This is a genomic window from Sporosarcina thermotolerans, assembly GCF_042658975.1.
GTDB lineage: Bacteria > Bacillota > Bacilli > Bacillales_A > Planococcaceae > Sporosarcina > Sporosarcina thermotolerans.
Genome location: NZ_JBHSRM010000003.1, coordinates 248,310 through 268,045, shown reverse-complemented (window position 1 = coordinate 268,045; position 19,736 = coordinate 248,310). Strand labels below are relative to the sequence as shown.

The following is a 19,736-nucleotide window of genomic DNA, read 5'->3' as shown; positions in this document are numbered from 1 at the left end:
GTGAAGGCCACCAAGCCGATAAAGCAGCTGTTTGCCCTTTTTCTGGCGGCTATTCTTATGTTGTCGGGATTCGGGCAATCGGTTGGAGCGGTTGAAAATCGGACTGCGAAGATAGAAGATGTGGTTGGTACTGTTTGGGTAATGAAGGCCGGCGGGAATTTAGCGGTTAGGGCGTATTCAGGAATGCGTTTGCAGCAAGGCGATCGGGTGACAACCGAAGCTTTTTCAAGTGCCAAATTGGTTATCAGTGATACGGAAGATGAATTAACGATTACCAACAATGCCAATTTGGTGATATCAGATTTGCGCTTAAAGGCGGGTCATAAGATTACCAAACTATTAGTTTGGTCCGGCACAGTATTGTCAAGTGTCAATCCTGATAGAAACCCGGAAGATGTCTTTGAAATTAATACACCAGGCCAGAAAATTGGTGCAAAAGGCACTCAATTTATAGTGGGTGTTGATCCATTGACTGGCATGGCCACGCTTTGGGTATTGACTGGTATCGTATCCTCTATTGAACCAAATCAACCCGCTCAAGACATGATTTATCCTGGAGGGGAATTTGTTAATGATTCACGTGACCCTATTGGATCTATAGGGGATATTAATTTTGATGATCTCATTGGACAGATCAACTTTAATATAATTGAACAGATTCTTCGAATGAAAGATGAAATTGATAAAGAGAATGCACAATTTCTTGAAGAAATGTTAAACCAATTACAGAACGATAGTACCGAAGGATTTCTTCAAATGGATTTAGAAGAACTGCAAAGAATGCAAGTGAATCTCCAATTTTTGGTCGAGCACATCATTAAAGCGGCTATGGGTGCAAATAATTTATCAGAAGAAGCAATTGCTGAGTTAATTCGAAACGTGAACGGTTCGTTGGAAAATCCAATCAATCTTGATAATCTTCCAGAATGGATAATGACCGAAAGGGAACGGGAGAGGCAGAGGCAGATTGAACAAGAAAGGAAACAAAGGGAAGCTGCGCAACAACAAGAAATGGAAGAAAGGCAAAAAAATAATGCTGCGTTGCTTCAAGAATTATTAAGAAGGAAAGAACAACAAGAAGAAGAGAAAAAAAAAGCCGCAGAGGAAGCCAAACGAAAAGCGGAAGAAAGATATAGGGAAGCGTTAGAACAAGAGGCTCGGGATAGATTTGATGAGATGCAACGTGAGAGAGAACGCGAAAGACAACGTCAGAAAGATGCGGAAAATAGGGAGAGAGAGAGAACAGCACGGCCTGTTGTTCAACCGCCAAGTCCGCCCCCAATACCGCCTATTTCTGAAGTAGATAGAAACCTTGCTTCAGCCAAAGCAGGCATTCCGATTTCTGCAGAGCCGTATACAGATGAGAGTTGGGAGAGAATTGAAGTTGCTTTGAGCTTAGAGGAGTCATCTGATGAAGAAAAGGTTGCAAAAACGGAAGCTATTCTGAATGCAATCAGTGGATTAGTGACGAGGGTTGATCAAAATCTGAGGGATGCGATGGATAATGTTCCTAAAGATTCGGGGCTATATACCGAAAAAAGCTGGCAATTGATAGAAAATGCTTTGCAGTTACCGGAAGAAACTGATGAAGAAAAGGTCGCGAAAACTGAGGCGATTTTAGATGCAATCAGCGGATTGGTGACACGAATTGATCAGAATCTGATGGATGCTAAGAATAGTGTTCCTGATGATTCAGGATTATACACAGATGAAAGCTGGTTGGTTTTAATAACTGCGTTGGAAATGGCTGAAGGCACCGATGAGGAAAAGATAGTGAAAACGGAAGCTATCTTAGAGGCGATCCGTGGACTGGTGACTATAATTGATTGGAATTTAGCAAGTGCAAAAAATAGCGTACCTTCAGATTCTGTTTTATATACTGAAGAAAGCTGGTTAATGGTAGAAGATGCTTTACAGTTACCGGAAGAAACTGATGAAGAAAGGATTGCGAAAACTGAAGCAATTTTAGATGCAATCAGCGAATTGGTGACACGAATTGATCAGAATCTGTGGGATGCTAAGAATAGTGTTCCTGATGATTCAGGATTATACACAGATGAAAGCTGGTTCGTTTTGATAAATGCGTTGGAATTGGCTGAAGGCACCGATGAGGAAAAGATAGTGAAAACGGAAGCTATTTTGGACGCAATTCGTGGACTGGTGACAATTGTTGATTGGAATTTGGCAAGCGCGAAAGGTAGCGTACCTTCAGATTCAGGGCTATACACAGATGAAAGCTGGTTAATGGTAGAAAATGCTTTGGAGTTACCAGAAGGAACGGATGAAGAAAAGGTCGCTAAAACTGAGGCTATTTTGGACGCAATCCGTGGACTGGTGACAATTGTTGATTGGAATTTGGCAAACGCGAAAGGTAGCGTACCCTCAAATTCAGGGCTATACACTGAGGAAAGCTGGTTAGTAGTAGAAAATGCTTTGGAGTTACCAGAGCGAACGGATGAAGAAAAGGTCGCTAAAACTGAGGCTATTTTGGACGCAATTCGTGGATTGGTGACACGAATTGATCAGAATCTGATGGATGCTAAGAATAGTGTTCCTGATGATTCAGGATTATACACTGATGAAAGCTGGTTGGTTTTGATAACTGCGTTGGAATTGGCTGAAGGTACCGATGAGGAAAAGATAGCGAAAACGGAAGCTATCTTAGAGGCGATCCTTGGACTGGTGACTATAATTGATTGGAATTTAGCAAGTGCAAAAAATAGAGTACCTTCAGATTCGGGTTTATATACTGAAGAGAGCTGGTTAATGGTAGAAAATGCTTTGCAGTTACCAGAAGGAACGGATGAAGAAAAGGTCGCGAAAATTGGTGCGATTTTAGATGCAATAAGCGGATTGGTGACACGAATTGATCAGAATCTGTGGGATGCTAAGAAAAGTGTTCCCGATGATTCGGGATTATACACCGTAGAAAGCTGGTTAATGGTAGAAAATGCTTTGCAGTTACCAGAAGAAACGGATGAAGAAAAGGTCGCGAAAACTGGTGCGATTTTAGATGCAATCAGCGGATTGGTGACACGAATTGATCAGAATCTGTGGGATGCTAAGAATAGTGTTCCTGATGATTCAGGATTATACACAGATGAAAGCTGGATGGTTTTGATAACTGCGTTGGAATTGGCTGAAGGCACCGATGAGGAAAAGATAGTGAAAACGGAAGCTATCTTGGAAGCGATCCATGGACTGGTGACAATTGTTGATTGGAATTTAGCAAGCGCGAAAGGTAGCGTACCTTCAGATTCAGGGCTATACACTGAGGAAAGCTGGCTAATGGTAGAGAGTGCTATGGAGTTACCGGAAGAAACGGATGAAGAAAAGGTCGCTAAAACTGAGGCTATTTTGGACGCAATTCGTGGACTGGTGACAATTGTTGATTGGAATTTAGCAAGCGCGAAAGGTAGCGTACCTTCAGATTCAGGGCTATACACTGAGGAAAGCTGGTTAATGGTAAAGAGTGCTTTGGAGTTACCGGAAGAAACGGATGAAGAAAAGGTCGCTAAAACTGAGGCTATTTTGGACGCAATTCGTGGATTGGTGACAATTGTTGATTGGAATTTAGCAAGCGCGAAAGGTAGCGTACCTTCAGATTCAGGGCTATACACCGTAGAAAGCTGGTTAATGGTAGAAAGCGCTTTAGAGTTACCAGAAGAAACGGATGAAGAAAAGGTCGCTAAAACTGAGGCGATTTTAGATGCAATCAGCGGATTGGTGACACGGATTGAACAAAATCTGGTGGATGCTAAGAATAGTGTTCCTGATGATTCAGGATTATACACAGATGAAAGCTGGTTGGTTTTGATAACTGCGTTGGAATTGGCTGAAGGCACCGATGAGGAAAAGATACTGAAAACGGAAGCTATCTTGGAGTCAATCCGTGGATTGGTGACAATAGTTGATTGGAATTTGGCAAGCGCAAAAAATAGCGTACCTTCAGATTCAGGTTTATATACTGAAGAGAGCTGGTTAATGGTAGAAAATGCTTTGGAGTTACCAGAAGAAACGGATGAAGAAAAGGTTGTAAAGACCGATTGGATTTTGAATGCAATCAGCGGATTGGTGACAATAATTGATCAGAATCTGATGGATGCGATAAATAGTGTTCCTTGGAATTCTTGGTTGTACACTGAGGAAAGTTGGTTTAATTTAATGACAACTTTGGAGTTATCTGAAGAAACGGATGAAGAAAAGGTCGTGAAAACCGAGTTGATTTTGAATGCGATCAGTGGATTAGTGACAATAATTGATCAGAATCTGATGGATGCGATAAATAGTGTTCCTTCTGATTCAGGGTTGTACACTGATGAAAGCTGGTTTAATTTAATGGCGGCTTTGGAGTTGTCTGAAGAAACGGATGAAGAAAAGGTCGTGAAAACCGAGTTGATTTTGAATGCGATCAGTGGATTAGTGACAATAATTGATCAGAATCTAATGGATTCGATAAATAGTGTTCCTTCGGATTCCGAGTTGTACACTGAGGAAAGCTGGTTTAATTTAATGGCAGCTTTGGATTTACCTGAAGGTACGGATGAAGAAAAGGTTGTAAAAACCGAGTCGATTTTGAATGCGATCAGCGAATTAGTGACTCGAATTGATCAGAATCTGATGGATGCTAAGAGTAATGTTCCTGAAGATTCAGGACTATACACCGTAGAAAGCTGGTTAATGGTAGAAAATGCCTTGGAGTTACCGGAAGAAACGGATGTAGAAAAGATTGTTAAAACTGAGGCGATTTTAGATGCAATCAGCGGATTGGTGACAGTGATTGATCAGAATCTGTGGGAAGCGATAAATAGTGTTCCATTGGATTCGGGGTTGTACACTGATGAAACCTGGTTTAATTTAATGGCGGCTTTGGATTTACCAGAAGATACGGATGAAGAAAAGGTTGTAAAAATCGAGTCTGTTTTGAATGCGATCAGTGGATTAGTGACACTAATTGATCAGAATCTGTGGGAAGCGATAAATAGTGTTCCATTGGATTCGGGGTTGTACACCGATGAAAGCTGGTTTAATTTAGTGGTGGCTTTGGATTTACCTGAAGGTACGGATGAAGATAAGGTTGTAAAAACCGAGTCGATTTTGAATGCGATCAGCGAATTAGTGACTCTAATTGATCAGAATCTAATGGATGCGAAAAATAATGTTCCTTGGGATTCTGGGGTGTACACGGAGGAAAGCTGGTTTAATTTATTGGCGGCTTTGAATTTACCGGAAGAAACAGATGGGGAAAAGGTTGCTAAAGCAGAAGCTATTTGGGTCGCAATTAGCAATTTAATAGAAAGAGAAAGTATGAATCCGGAAATGGTGTTGGCCGCATTAAACGATTTTGATCCAGAGGGATCTGAAGAGCCAATTGAATTTTTAACTTCCTATTCGTATATACTTGGCATTGATTTTTATGCCGTTGATGACGAATATGAAGAGTTTTATCCTTTTGCTGAATGGCTTGCATATAACCTGTTTTACTTAAGACCAGAAGAAGGTTTTTCAAGTATTGATGAATTCAAAGAAACTTTTGATATTCTGCTTCAAGAGATGATCGGCTATGTAGAAGGATTGCTACCTGACGTTAAAGAACTTAGCTATACCACAACAAATACTTCAATTATATTAACATGGGATAATGAAGAAGGGTACGAGGATATACGTGTGTTTGTGAATGGAGAAGAGTATTATATTAACGGTGGCAGTACTATAACTATAGGTTTAGACGCAGGCAACGTGTATGAAATTTATGTGGAATTCAGGTATTCAGGCTATGACTGGCCGCAGGCAGTTACGGAAACAATAATAGTAGAACTATAAATTTAGTTTTTAAAAAGTGGGGTCAATCATGCATGCGATGATTGGCCTCTTTTTTGTTTTACGTACCTGCGTGATAGCTAATTGTGACGGTGCCTGTGTGACAAACAATCGCGAATATTCAACAAGTATACACAAAAGTAAAAGGACCTTCCATGTATTAGGTGATTCGTTTTTGGATTTGTGGATACTTATACACACAATTGAATTGTCATAAAATTGTCGTGCACAGGTACCTTAATAATTGTAAAGGTACCTGTGTGACAAACAATCAAGAATATTCATCGAATATACATAAAATTAAAAAGTGATTCAATGTAATACTAAATTCGTCTTCAATTTTCTTGAGTATTTATTCGTGTGGTTGAATTGTTATAATTGTATCGTGCACAGATACCTTAAAAGTGAGCCACCAATAAAACTACCCATCGAGCTCAACTACTAATATATTATTTATATTTATTTACTATTTTCTATTGACTGTACAATATAATTGTCTTACAATAAACCTAATTTAACAGAATCTTCGAAAGGGGGAGGGTGTTGTAATGGTTCCAAAAATTAGAGATGTCCAGTCGGGTATTTTTCTATTGGTTGTAAGCGTTATCATGTTTAGTGCGACTTTGAGTTTTAAAAAGTTGACGTCAACGGCGGTTGGTCCTGCTTTTATGCCGCAGATTATTGCGGGTTTAATTGCATTGATGGCTATTGCAATCATTATTCAGGGAATTAGGAGTGTAAAGGCGGAAAGGGAGAAAGAATCCTCTGCTGATGCTGTTGTTGAGAAGGATCCGAAAGATGAGGTTACCTATCGTCCGGTCATCTTGTCATTTATTCTGATGGCTGTGTATGTTGTAGTGCTGCCTTTCGTGGGTTTTCTAATAACTACTGCAGTGTATATGTTTACTCAGATGATGATCCTTTCTGATAAACCGGAGAGAAGGTGGCTGTTGTTCGCGGTTGTTTCGGTCGTTTCTTCTGCCACCATTTATTATGTATTCCGCAATGTGTTTTACGTCATGCTGCCAAACGGGTTTCTATAAGGGGGGTTGGATATGTTTGAACTACTGCTAAGCGGCTTTGCATCAATTCTTACTATTAAAGGCATTTTGCTCATCATGGGAGGAGTCACATTAGGTTTGATCTTTGGATCTATTCCGGGACTCACGGCGACGATGGCCATTGCAATCTGTTTGCCGATTACGTTCGGGATGAATCCAATCGATGGAATGGCGCTTTTGATGGGTCTTTATATTGGTGGGGTATCGGGTGGTTTGATACCGGCAATTTTGCTGAAGATTCCTGGGACACCATCGTCCATTGCGACTACATTTGATGGCTATCCGATGGCTCGGAATGGTGAAGCGGGCAAGGCGTTCAACTTTGCGATCGTCTCGTCTTTCATGGGAGGGCTGTTGAGCATTATCGTTTTGATTATGATCGCACCGCCACTCGGAAAGGTGGCGCTTCAGTTTGGACCATTTGAGTATTTTGCAATCATTATTTTTGCTCTTTCGCTGATTTCAAGCTTGTCTGGTGATTCATTGCCGAAGGGGTTAATGGCTGGGCTTCTTGGAATTGGGTTTGCGATGGTGGGTTCTGCTCCGATTGACGCGTTTCCGCGGTTTACATTTGGAGCGAAGACACTTGACGCTGGATTTTCTCTTTTACCGGTACTGATTGGGTTATTCGCAATCTCTGAAATTCTCATCAATGCGGAGAAGAAGGTTAAGGATAATCTAAAAGTTAATATGAAGAAAATTAGTTACAAAGTGACTATTAAAGAGTATCTTGCGCAAGGCTGGAACTGGTTTAGATCCAGTTTGATAGGGATTGGAATTGGAATCCTGCCGGGTATCGGGGGCGGAACATCGAATCTCGTCGCCTATGCGGCTGCGAAAAACTCTTCTAAAAAGCCGGAGAAGTTTGGTACAGGAATTCCGGATGGCGTTGTTGCATCCGAATCATCGAATAATGCGGCTATCGGTGGGGCACTTGTTCCTTTGATATCACTTGGTATCCCGGGAGATACGGTAACTGCCCTACTATTAGGTGGGTTGGTTCTACATGGATTGCAGCCTGGACCACTTCTTCTTCAAAATAATGGAGATGTTGTTTACGCGATCTTCGCTGCGCTGTTAGTTGCAAACGTGTTCATGATTTTGTTCCTGTTCCTTGGTATGAGAGGGTTCGTCAAGATGTTGAGCGTTCCTCAGAATATTCTTATGCCAGTCGTCCTTGGACTTTGTGTGGTCGGAGCTTACGGTGAAAATGGTCGCGTATTCGACATTGGCGCACTTTTCTTCTTCGGTCTCCTTGGATACTTAATGATCAAGTTTGGATTCCCATTGACGCCGCTTGTTTTAGGTTTCATCCTTGGGCCGTTGCTTGAGACGAACTTGCGCCGTGGACTTATGCTGTCACAAGGGGACTTCATGCCATTCTTGACGTCACCGATTGCAGCAGTATTCCTTATATTCACTTTCGGTTCACTTGGATTAAAACTCTACAGTAACTGGAAGAAAAAGCGCAGTAAAGATAATCAGTCATTCAATTACCTTGAAGGGGAACAATGATTCATCAAAATAAAACAAAATTGAACTGGGGGAGTAACAGATGAAAGGTGTTTGGAAAAAAATAGCGTTCGGGGCAGGTGCAATTGCCCTTGCTGCAAGTCTTGCGGCATGTTCAGACTCGGATAAGGCGTCAGGTGATACGGCGTCTAATTATCCAACGAAACCAATTGAAATTGTCGTGCCGGCAGGAGCTGGTGGAGATACGGACTTGAATACGAGGATTTTGGCGAAGGCGATGGAAAAAGAACTTGGAAAGCCGCTTGTCGTTACAAACGTTACGGGTGCAGGTGGAACAACAGGTACTCAAAAGGTGATGGATGCAAAGGCGGATGGCTATACAGTCTTGGCATTCCACAACTCGATGATCTTGAACAAAGTCTATGGACTTGCGGATTACACGTACTCTGACATGAAAGTTGCGGGCGTTGGTGTACTTGACCAATCCAACACATTCCTTGTTTCCAAAGATTCGAAGTTCAAAACAGTTAAAGAGCTTGTTGAATTTGCAAAAGCCAATCCGAAAAAAGTTACGGTTGCAACGGAAATTGGTTCAATGACGTACATGCAAATTCTTCAATTCCAAGAACAAACTGGTGTCGAATTTAACATTGCTGACGTCGGAGGTGCTTCAGATAAAATCACGGCACTTCTTGGCGGAAGAGTTGATATCGTACCGACTTCTCTTGGACTTGTAAAAGGCTATATTGAGTCTGGTGACTTTGTAGCTCTTGGCGTCATGGCTGATGAGCGATTGGAAGACGCTTCAGACATCCCAACATTCAAAGAGCAAGGTGTAGATCTTGTCGTTGATAAAGTTTTCTTATGGGCATTCCCAGCAGACACTCCTGACGATATCGTTACTGCCTTCACGAAAGCGATGGGCAAGGCGGTCGACAGTGAGGAGTATCAAGCAGAGATTAAGAAAAGTTGGTTGAATCCAGTCTATTTGAATCCGGAAGAAGCAAGCAAGAAACTCTCCGAGGTTGAGGCGGAATATGTTGAACTTAACAAATTGACCGGGGGCAAATAAATCACTGGATAACAGGAAGGACAGGCCCGGTACGGTTGATCTCAGATCGGCTTACCGGGCTTCTTTCATTAAATCGGAAGAAGTCGGAAGGAATCGGGGGAGTTCATGATGATGCATGTTTCAGTAACTGTAAATACCGCGGATCTTAGCGATTTGGATTTAAGGCAGATGTCTCAGCTTGGAATCGATTTTGTGGATTTCGGGAATGGCCAGTCATTCAAAGGTGTGAAGGAACAAGGTTATCCGGATCTCGATGAATTGTTGAAGCTGAAAAAACGTGTCCGCTCATATGGATTGGATATTAACCGGGTCACGCTTCCGAATATTTCACGTTCATTCATGGATGGCGTGGACGGAAGCGAACAGGAGCTTGAGAACTCACTCAACGCTGTGCGAGTTTTCGGCGAGGCGGGAATCAAGATTGTGCGCCAACGATTTGAGGGCGATGTCTTTTATGGAAGAGGACAGAGTTATGAGGCAATCCAGCGCGGGGGAGCTATTGCACGCGGGGAGAGCATTGGGTTATTGAAAGAGAAAACTGAAACGCCGGGCCAAGAAGAATTGCAGAATTGGTGGAAGTCTTTCCAAAGGGCTTACCGTGAAATTGTACCTCTTGCCCAGGACCACGATGTGAATGTTGCGATGCATCCATCCGACACACCACATCCGGATTCCCCGTTCGGCGGAATTGGGCTGAATCGGATCATTGATGACTTTCCGAATAAGAATGTCGGGTTCGTTTACTGCATCGGTACACGCGCGGAAGCTGGTGGTTCTTCACTAATAATGGATGAAATCAATCACTTCGGTAGAAAAGGACGTATCTTCCTCGTTCACTTCCGCAACGTGAGAGGAAGTTTGCCTACAGCGGGAGCGTTTGAAGAGGCACTGTTAGATGATGGTGATTTGAATATGTTTAAAATTCTTTTGGAGCTTCGGAAAGTCGGCTACAGCGGCTGCTTGAATCCCGATCATGTTCCGACGTTTGCGGGGGATGTTGCTGATTTACATGATAGTTGGAAGTACTCGAATATTGGCTGGAAGCCGTCAAGCCTCGGTTTTGCTTATTCAGTCGGGTATATCAAGGCACTTTTGAATGCGTTGAATGAATTTGAGGGGCGTTGAGAAGTAAACGAGCGGTTGTGTGGAATAAACGAGCGGTTTGTGGAATAAACGAGCGGTTTGTGGAATAAACGAGCGGATTTCGGAATAAACGAGCGGTTTCTGGAATAAACGAGCGGTTATCAGAATAAACGAGCGGTTATCGGAATAAACAAGCGGATTTCGGAATAAACGAGCGGATTCCGGAATAAACGAGCGGTTCCGGAAATAAACGAGCGGTTCCACGGAATAAACGAGCGCTAACCGAAAGGGGGAGTGATGATGACTAATCAGGAAGTGGGAATAAAACCAATCTCCGTCAAAATGAATGACCACGATAATGTAACGATTATCGGGAATGACAATGGTTTGCCCGCTGGAATGGTTCTTCAGGAAGGAGTGGAGCTCCTCCAAAGAACTCCACAAGGGCATAAAGTTGCATTAAAAGATTTTCAGGAAGGCGATGCGATTATCCGATACGGTGAAATCATCGGCTATGCCAACAGGGAAATCCTTAAAGGCGGCTGGATTCGCGAAACGATGATACGCATGCCGGAACCACCGAATCTATCGGAACTGCGTCACGGAGTAAATATAGAGCCACTTGAGCCGTTCGAGGAAACTTATACATTCATGGGCTATCCGAACCCTGACGGAACTTTTGGCACGAAAAACCTCATTGGCATCACGACAAGCGTTCAGTGCGTGACGGGAGTATTAGGCTTCGCCGTTGAAAAGATAAAAAAAGAACTTCTACCTGCTTATCCAAATGTAGATGATGTAGTGGCGATTGACCATGCATATGGGTGTGGGGTCGCAATCGATGGGCTTGGATCTGAGATTCCGATTCGTACAATCCGAAATCTTGCAAGCCATCCGAACTTTGGTGGAGAAATGCTGATCATTGGTTTAGGTTGCGAAAAGCTGACTTTAGACCGTCTAAATGCAGGGGAAAGTGAATCGGATGTTTTATTTCTGCAAGATCGTAATGGTTTTTCTGAAATGGTCGATTCCATTTTAGAAATGGCCAAAGAACGACTGGAACGGCTGAACAAGCGTCAGCGTGTGGAAGCGCCTTTATCAAAATTGACGGTTGGACTGCAATGCGGTGGAAGTGATGCGCTTTCGGGCGTGACAGCGAACCCGGCGGTCGGACATGCGGCGGATTTGCTCATTCGTGCGGGGGCATCTGTCATGTTTTCAGAAGTGACAGAAGTACGAGACGGTATTCATTTATTAGCTGCACGGGCGGAGACGGAAGAGGTCTGTAAGGCATTGATTCGCGAAATGGAATGGTATGACGCCTATTTGGCAAGAGGGCTTGCCGACAGGAGTGCGAACACAACTCCTGGAAATAAGAAAGGCGGTCTATCCAATATTGTCGAAAAGTCACTTGGCTCAATCGTCAAATCGGGAACTGCACCAATTGTGGATGTTCTTGCCCCAGGTGAAAAAATTAGAAAGAATGGGCTGACTTTTGCTGCGACACCGGCTGGGGATTTTGTTTGCGGAACGCTTCAGTTGGCTTCAGGAATGCATATTGAGGTATTTACGACCGGGCGAGGGACGCCATACAACTTATCGATGGCGCCGGTACTCAAAGTTGCGACGAGAACGACACTCTCCGAGCAATGGCGTGACTTGATAGATGTTAATGCAGGCAAGATAATCGACGGCGGGGCGACGATTGAAGAGATTGGGGAAGAAATTTTCAAGGCCATTATAGATGTTGCAAGTGGTCGCCGTCAGACTTGGGCAGACCATTGGGGAATAAAAAATGATCTTGTTTTATTCAATCCTGCACCTATAACATAAAATGAAGTTGACAGATAAGTTTTATTGTCTTACAATAAAACAAACAAATCGAAAGGTGGAAGATTAAGAATGGTTAAACGAAATTGTCCGACTGGCATTTTGGGATTCCCGGTCGCACCACTTAAGGAAGATGGGCAGCTTGATTTAAATGGATTGGAGGCAAATCTTGAATTTCTGCTGAATAATGGTGTTCAATCCGTATTTGTAGCTTGCGGAGCTGGCGAACTACATGCATTGACTCAGGATGAATATAAACAAATGGTCGAAACAGCGATCAAAACAGTAGACGGGCGTGTTCAGGTTTACACGGGGGTAGGGGGCAACATCCAGCACGCATTGGAGCAGGCTAAAATTTCCGCAGAAGCAGGGGCGGATGGTTATCTGATCCTTCCACCATACTTAATCGATCCTTCGCAAGACGGTCTATTAAACTACTTGAAGGCAATTATTGAAAGTACGGACTTGAGCGCAATTCTCTATCAGCGCGACAAGTGCATTTTAACGAAAGAAAGTTTACTTGCACTTTGTGAACTTCCACAACTTGTAGGATTCAAGGACGGCGAAGGTGATATGGAATTCAATACGGAGGCTGTTCAATTGATTGGCGACCGCCTTGAGTGGATCAATGGTATGCCGCTTGCGGAAGTTACGATGGCATCCTATTACAATCTTGGATTCCGAACGTATTCTTCAGCCATTTCAAACTATATCCCGCATATTTCAGTGAAGTATTTCGAGGCGTTGCAACAGGGAGATCACAAGACGATGCATGATTTGCTTGAAGATGTCATCCTTCCGATTCATTCAATCCGCAAACGCAAGGCGGGCTACGCTGTATCGCTTATCAAAGCGGGCATGAATATCGTTGGATTGCCTGTCGGCACTACAGTCCGTCCACCAATCGCTCCAGTCGAGCAAGGGCATTATGATGAGATGAAAGAAATCCTGACTGCTGCATTAGAAAAGTATCCTGCACCAGTAGGAACTGAACAAGTGGAGGTGTCTTGAATGACGACAAGTACAGAAAAAACAGTCCAAACCGTTCTGAACTATATCGACGGACAGTGGGTGGAAGCAAGCACCGGCCAAACAGCGGAAAGCCTGAATCCGGCAAATGTAGATGATGTGGTCGGACGTTACCAGCTCTCCTCTTCTGAAGACTTGGATCAAGCAGTTGAAGCGGCTTGGAAAGCCCAGAAGGAATGGCGAAAACTCCCGGGTAGTGCACGGGGCGACATTCTTTTCAAAGCTGCTGACATTATGGAAAAACGAATCGATGAAATAGCACGGACGATGACTCGTGAGATGGGTAAAACCTTCCCGGAAGCAAAAGGGGAAACTGCACGCGGTGTTGCAATCCTCCGCTACTACGCTGGAGAAGGCATGCGCCCAGTTGGTGACGTCATCCCTTCAACTGACAGCAGTGCAATTATGTTCACGACAAGAACACCACTTGGAGTTGTCGGAGTCATCACGCCGTGGAACTTCCCGGTCGCAATTCCAATGTGGAAAGCTGCACCTGCTTTGATTTACGGAAATGCAGTTGTCATGAAGCCTGCGAGTGAGGCGGCAGTTACTTGCGCGAAAGTAATCGATTGCTTGCATGAAGCCGGTATTCCTGCTGGAGTCATCAATATGGTGACAGGATCGGGCTCCGTCGTCGGCCAAGGCCTTGCCGAGCACCCGAAAGTAAGTGGAATTACATTCACAGGTTCCAATGGCGTCGGTAAAAAGCTTGGTCAACTCGCACTCGAACGTGGTATCAAATACCAGCTTGAAATGGGTGGCAAAAACCCGGTAATCGTTGCGGAGGATGCTGATTTAGACCTTGCTGTTGACGCAACAATTAGCGGTGGGCTGAAATCGACAGGTCAGAAATGTACAGCGACAAGTCGTGTGATTGTCCATGAAGACGTTTATGAAGAGTTCCGTGAGAAGTTGTTGGCGAAAGTTGCAGAAATCACAGTAGGGGACGGCCTAAATGAAGGTAGCTGGATGGGCCCTTCTGTTAGTGAAAATCAATTGAATACGGTCCTATCTTATGTTCAAAAAGGTAAGGAAGAAGGGGCCAAATTGCTATACGGCGGTAATCGCTGTGAAAAAGGGGCGAATGCAAAAGGATTTTTCGTTGAGCCAGCAGTTTTCGATGAAGTGACTCCTGATATGGCAATCGCCCGTGAAGAGATTTTCGGGCCGGTCCTTGCGTTAATGAAAGTATCGTCGTTTGAAGAAGCACTTGACGTCGCAAATGATTCGGATTACGGACTGAGCGCTTCTGTTTTTACAACTAATATTTCGAAAGCCCTTTCCTTCATTAATGAAATGGACGCTGGTTTAGTCCGCATCAATGCGGAAAGTGCGGGCGTCGAACTTCAAGCACCATTTGGCGGGATGAAGCAGTCCAGCTCCCATTCGCGTGAACAAGGACGCGCAGCAATCGAATTCTTCACATCGATTAAGACCGTTTTTGTAAAGTGATTTGAGAAAAAGAGCCGGAGTAAAATCCGGCTCTTCTTTTGGCTATTAACCGAATTTCGGAAATGGAAGGAACTTGATGCATGGGCGTTTTTACTGCAATGCATAAGCAGCGTAGGATACAAGCGCGGCATGGCATTATGCTGATGCTTTTTTTCTTTTCCGCTGTCAGTTTTTCGGAGCGTTCAATTCTCTCGATTGCAGGGGCTCCAATCGCCGCGGATTTAGGCATTGGGGATGTAGCGATGGGCTTTCTGTTTTCAGCGTTTGGATGGGCATATGTAATCGGTCAAGTGCCGGGCGGACTGATATTAGATCGTTTCGGTTCAGGCAAGGTGTATGGTACGGTAATCCTTGTATGGACGGCTATTATAATCTTGCATGCACTAACGGGCTACTTGACGCCTATAGTGGCTTTCATCAGTTTATTCCTGCTAAGGATTTTATGTGGATTTATTACCGCTCCGGTATTCCCTGCAAATGCTCGGATCGTCAGTGAGTGGTTCCCCCCGTCAGAAAGGGGGAGAGCTTCCTCCGTATTCAGTTCTTCTCAATACTTCGCGATTGTCTTATTTGGGCCGGTAATTGGTTTTATTGCACAAGGATTTGGTTGGACGTATGTCTTTTTAGTGTTTGGGGTGATCGGCGTATTTTGTACGATCCTCTGGATGAAATTTTATAAGGATCCGGGTTCAGATGAAAAGAAGGTACAGAAGGAAACCGCTGATAAACTGAAAATCGGTGGTCAGAAAGTACCTATGAAGGAGCGGCCAATCATACAGCTGCTGACGAATCGAATGACTCTTGGAATCTACATTGGTCAATATTGCGTCACAGGGATTACGTACTTCTTTATGACTTGGTTTCCTATCTATTTAGTTAGTGAAAAGGGACTGTCCGTCTTGGAGGTTGGACTCGTTTCGACAATCCCGGCTATGGCGGCATTTTTAGGTCAGCTTTGGGGCGGAAGGTTTTCTGACGGACTGATTGGAAGAGGCGTTCCTCTTTCGAAAGCGAGGAAGATTCCAATTATAATTGGCATGCTTTGCTCGATGTCGATTGTCTTCGCGGAAATGGCCGAGTCGACAGTTCTCTTGATTGCCATCATGTCCTTCGCGTTTTTTGGCAGGGGATTCGGTGGAATGGGCTGGGCGATTGTTGCCGAAACATCGAATAAGGAAAATGCTGGACTGAACGGCGGGCTATTCAATATGTTTGGTAATTCGGCAGGCATTGTCACACCTATCTTTATCGGATTCCTTGTACAGTGGACGGGTTCATTCGAATTGGCCTTGCTGTACATAGGCATCCATGCAGTTTTTGCAATACTCTGCTATGTGTTTTTCGTTGGAGAAATTAAACAAGTTTCTATTAATTAGGGGGCGACGAAATGAAAACAGCAATTGAAGAAGCAAAGAAGACGGAAACACCGGTGATTACAAAAGTGACGGTAATACCTGTTGCAGGCCGGGACAGTATGTTGTTGAACTTGAGTGGTGCACATGCTCCATACTTTACACGAAATATCGTATTGCTTGAAGACAGTAGTGGAAATGTTGGTGCCGGGGAGGTGCCGGGCGGTGAGTCGATACGCCGGACACTCGAGGAAGCGATTCCATTTGTCAAAGGGCAATCCATCGGGAAATATAATTCTGTGCTCAATCAAGTACGCACGGCATTTGCACATAAAGATGCGGGTGGCCGAGGCAATCAGACATTCGATTTGCGCACGACGATCCATGCAGTAACTGCGCTTGAAGCTGCATTCTTAGACCTTTTAGGGAAGCATTTGAATGTGCCGGTAGCGGAGCTTTTAGGTGAAGGCCAACAGCGTGATAAGGTGAAAATGTTAGGGTACTTGTTTTATGTCGGTGACCGGAATAAGACTGATCTTGCCTACAATGACGGGACTGGGGAAGTAGATGGCTGGGACCGTATCCGGCATGAAGAGGCATTGACGCCTGAAAGTATCGTTCGTTTGGCAGAAGCGGCGTATGATAAATACGGTTTTGAAGATTTCAAGCTCAAAGGCGGCGTTTTAGCAGGCGAGCAAGAGATTGAAGCGGTTACTGCCCTTGCGAAACGATTCCCCGATGCTCGGATCACCCTTGACCCGAATGGCGGTTGGCTATTGAAGGATGCTATCCGTCTTTGTAAGGGGATGGGAGATGTTCTTGCTTACGCGGAAGACCCATGTGGTCCGGAAGAAGGCTATTCAGGTCGTGAAACAATGGCGGAATTCCGCCGGGCAACGGGTCTTCCAACTGCGACTAACATGATCGCAACGGATTGGCGCCAGATGGGGCATACCATACAATTGAATGCCGTCGACATCCCGCTTGCGGATCCTCATTTCTGGACAATGCAAGGCTCAGTTCGTGTTGCTCAAATGTGTAATGATTGGGGATTAACATGGGGCTCCCACTCAAATAATCACTTTGATATTTCCCTATCAATGTTCACACACGTTGCTGCAGCTGCACCAGGCACTATCACTGCAATTGACACACACTGGATCTGGCAGGATGGACAGCGCTTAACGAAAGAACCTTTTCAAATAAAAGGTGGAGAAGTTGAAGTTCCGAAAACGGGCGGACTTGGCATCGAAATCGATATGAACGAGATTGAAAAAGCGCATAAGTTGTATGTCGATATGAAGCTTGGAACTCGGGATGATTCGGTCGGGATGCAGTATTTGATCCCGGGTTGGAAATTCGATCCGAAAAAGCCTTGTCTCGTTCGATAATTAATTCCTTATAAGTACAGACTTACATTTTGTTTTTTGCATAGAGGTAGTATACTTAATGTAGATTTAATTGTAGTATTGTCCGTCAATATTAATGAGGAAAGGAGGAACCGCCTTGCAGTTATATAATGTTGATACGGTGAAACGCAACACCCTTGCCCAGCAGGTAATGGAACAGATTATCTCGCTCTTGTTCAGTGGGCAGTTGAGGCCGGGCGACAGGCTTCCGCCGGAGATGCAGCTGATGGAACAACTGGACGTCAGCCGCCCCGTCATCCGTGAAGCACTTAGTTCGCTTGAAACGCTCGAAGTCATTACGAGAAAGCCGCGTGGCGGAACGTTTGTGAATGAAAAAGTTGGAAGCAGCCCGTTCCGTGCAATGTTAGCAATTTCCATCAACAATCTTCCGGCCGTTATTGAAGCGAGGATGACACTTGAACTCGGACTTGTCACGATTGCTGCTGAAAAAATTACAGATAGTGAGCTTGCAGAACTTGCCGAGACGATTGAAAATATCCGGAAAAATGATGAAGACTATGGAATGTACGACAAGCAATTCCATAGAATCATCGCCTACAGCGCAAAAAATCCGATTGTGGAAGGTATGATCGAGTCTTTATTGATGGCCCACGAAAAGACCGACTCACTTATTAAAGTACGGGAGCCGGAATTAACGATTCAGTACCACACTGAGATTTATGAGGCCTTGAAAAAACGAGATCCAATCGAAGCATTTCAAAAGATGTACAATCACTTAAGTTATGTACGGGATAAAATATTGAGCGATCATAATAAGTCATAATGAAAACAGGACAGGAAATTGTCGATTTCCTGTCCTTTTTCAATAAGGGGGAATCCAAGATAATGGAGAAAGTATTAATTTATAGCCCGATTTCGGAAGAAGGGACAATCAAGCTTGAAGATAGATTCACTGTTGTTACGGCCGTTCCGGGAAGTGAGGAATTCAATAGGGAGATAGTGACGGCCACTGGCTTGATTGGCTCGAGTTTGAAAGTTAATGAGGCATTGTTGGAACGCGCGCCGTTGTTGAAGGTTGTATCTAATATTTCTGTCGGCTATGACAATCTCGATATTGAGGAATTAACAAAGCGGGGAATTTTGGCCACCAACACACCTGATGTCCTAACCGAAACAACCGCTGATACAATTTTTGGCTTATTGTTAGCGACAGCAAGAAGAATCCCGGAACTCGACAAGTATGTCAAAGAAGGAAACTGGACTGGGAAATTAAGTCCAACCCTATTTGGCGTCGACGTTCATGGGAAGACGCTTGGCATTATAGGCATGGGTAAAATTGGACAAGCCATAGCCAAACGGGGGCGGTTCGGATTTGGGATGGATATCCTTTACCATAATCGTTCAAGAAAGCCGGAAGCTGAGACGAAGCTTGGCGCGAAATATGTGGAAATGGATGACCTATTGCAACAAGCCGATTTTGTTTGCTTGATGGCACCGCAAACTGCGGATACCATTCATCTAATCAGTGCCCGGGAATTTAGCTTAATGAAGGAAACCGCCATATTTGTTAATGGATCAAGAGGCGCGTTAGTGAATGAGGATGATTTGGCGGCTGCCCTGAAAGAGGGCGAGATCCTTGCAGCTGGACTGGATGTATACGAGCATGAGCCTCTTGCTGAGGACCACCCATTCCTTGGTATACCGAACCTTGTTACCCTCCCGCATATCGGGTCTGCAACCTCAGAAACCCGCGCGAAAATGGAGGAGTTAGCCTGCCGGAATTTGGTGGCGGGGTTGACTGGGGAGATACCACCTTCGTTGATTAATGAGAGTGTGGTTGGATTGAGGGTGAGGTAGCGGTTCCGCGTCCAAAGCGATAAGTTGTGCGTCCAAAGAATCGCTTTGCGCGTCCAAAGGATAACTTATCGCGTCCAAAGCCGCGTTGTGGATGGGGTAATTCGCGATATTGTGGGGGATGCGGATGGTGTTGTTGTGATTCCTCGTTCAATGGAGGATAAAGTATCCGGAAATAGGGAAGAAGTCATTGCATATTTAGATGAATGTTTATCATGAATGGCGGGCCTAAAAAGCCTGTCTTTTATTTTGTCCAAAATAGATTAAAAGTCCCCAATAAATTTAATGAACAAAATGCATTCAAATGTTTTAATTTATTTTAAGTAGTCAATCTATTATG

At 44.2% G+C, this 19,736-nt stretch carries 13 protein-coding genes; all 13 read left to right on the top strand.

Going from position 1 to position 19,736, the window contains the following annotated elements:
- The 13 genes from ACFPZG_RS04115 (at position 1) to ACFPZG_RS04055 (ending at position 19,615) form a co-directional block, all read left to right on the top strand.
- Entirely contained in the window at positions 1-5,823 is a 5,823-nt protein-coding gene (locus ACFPZG_RS04115) for a FecR family protein (protein ID WP_317940280.1), read from the top strand.
- A 545-nt stretch (positions 5,824-6,368) separates the two neighbouring features.
- Positions 6,369-6,863 (top strand): tripartite tricarboxylate transporter TctB family protein, encoded by a 495-nt coding sequence (locus tag ACFPZG_RS04110; protein WP_283732811.1) that lies wholly within the window; start codon positions 6,369-6,371, stop codon positions 6,861-6,863.
- Between the two features lie 12 nt (positions 6,864-6,875).
- Positions 6,876-8,396, top strand: coding sequence for a tripartite tricarboxylate transporter permease (locus tag ACFPZG_RS04105; protein WP_317940279.1), 1,521 nt, complete (start codon positions 6,876-6,878; stop codon positions 8,394-8,396).
- Between the two features lie 40 nt (positions 8,397-8,436).
- On the top strand, positions 8,437-9,426 hold the full coding sequence (locus tag ACFPZG_RS04100; RefSeq protein ID WP_317940278.1) for a tripartite tricarboxylate transporter substrate binding protein: 990 nt from the start codon (positions 8,437-8,439) through the stop codon (positions 9,424-9,426).
- A gap of 108 nt (positions 9,427-9,534) precedes the next feature.
- Positions 9,535-10,551, top strand: coding sequence for a mannonate dehydratase (locus ACFPZG_RS04095; protein WP_317940277.1), 1,017 nt, complete (start codon positions 9,535-9,537; stop codon positions 10,549-10,551).
- Positions 10,552-10,806: 255 nt separating this feature from the next.
- Complete coding sequence (garD, locus tag ACFPZG_RS04090; RefSeq protein ID WP_317940276.1) at positions 10,807-12,342, top strand: galactarate dehydratase; 1,536 nt, start codon at positions 10,807-10,809, stop codon at positions 12,340-12,342.
- 69 nt (positions 12,343-12,411) lie between these two features.
- Positions 12,412-13,350: a 5-dehydro-4-deoxyglucarate dehydratase gene (kdgD, locus tag ACFPZG_RS04085; RefSeq protein WP_283732809.1), complete on the top strand. Its 939-nt coding sequence runs from the start codon at positions 12,412-12,414 to the stop codon at positions 13,348-13,350.
- Positions 13,351-14,820 carry an alpha-ketoglutaric semialdehyde dehydrogenase GucD gene (gucD, locus tag ACFPZG_RS04080; protein WP_283732808.1) on the top strand — a complete coding sequence of 490 codons (1,470 nt, stop codon included), beginning with the start codon at positions 13,351-13,353 and terminating at the stop codon, positions 14,818-14,820.
- Positions 14,821-14,900: 80 nt separating this feature from the next.
- On the top strand, positions 14,901-16,196 hold the full coding sequence (locus ACFPZG_RS04075) for an MFS transporter (protein WP_317940275.1): 1,296 nt from the start codon (positions 14,901-14,903) through the stop codon (positions 16,194-16,196).
- 11 nt (positions 16,197-16,207) lie between these two features.
- Positions 16,208-17,563 (top strand): glucarate dehydratase, encoded by a 1,356-nt coding sequence (gene gudD / locus ACFPZG_RS04070; RefSeq protein WP_283732805.1) that lies wholly within the window; start codon positions 16,208-16,210, stop codon positions 17,561-17,563.
- Between the two features lie 115 nt (positions 17,564-17,678).
- The gene (locus ACFPZG_RS04065) at positions 17,679-18,365 is read left to right on the top strand and encodes a FadR/GntR family transcriptional regulator (protein ID WP_381426408.1); all 687 of its coding nucleotides are present in this window, start codon (positions 17,679-17,681) and stop codon (positions 18,363-18,365) included.
- A 62-nt stretch (positions 18,366-18,427) separates the two neighbouring features.
- A complete protein-coding gene (locus tag ACFPZG_RS04060; protein WP_381426407.1) occupies positions 18,428-19,399 on the top strand; it encodes a 2-hydroxyacid dehydrogenase in 972 nt (323 codons plus the stop codon).
- Positions 19,400-19,486: 87 nt separating this feature from the next.
- Entirely contained in the window at positions 19,487-19,615 is a 129-nt protein-coding gene (locus ACFPZG_RS04055; RefSeq protein ID WP_381426406.1) for a hypothetical protein, read from the top strand.
- Positions 19,616-19,736 lie beyond the last annotated feature (121 nt).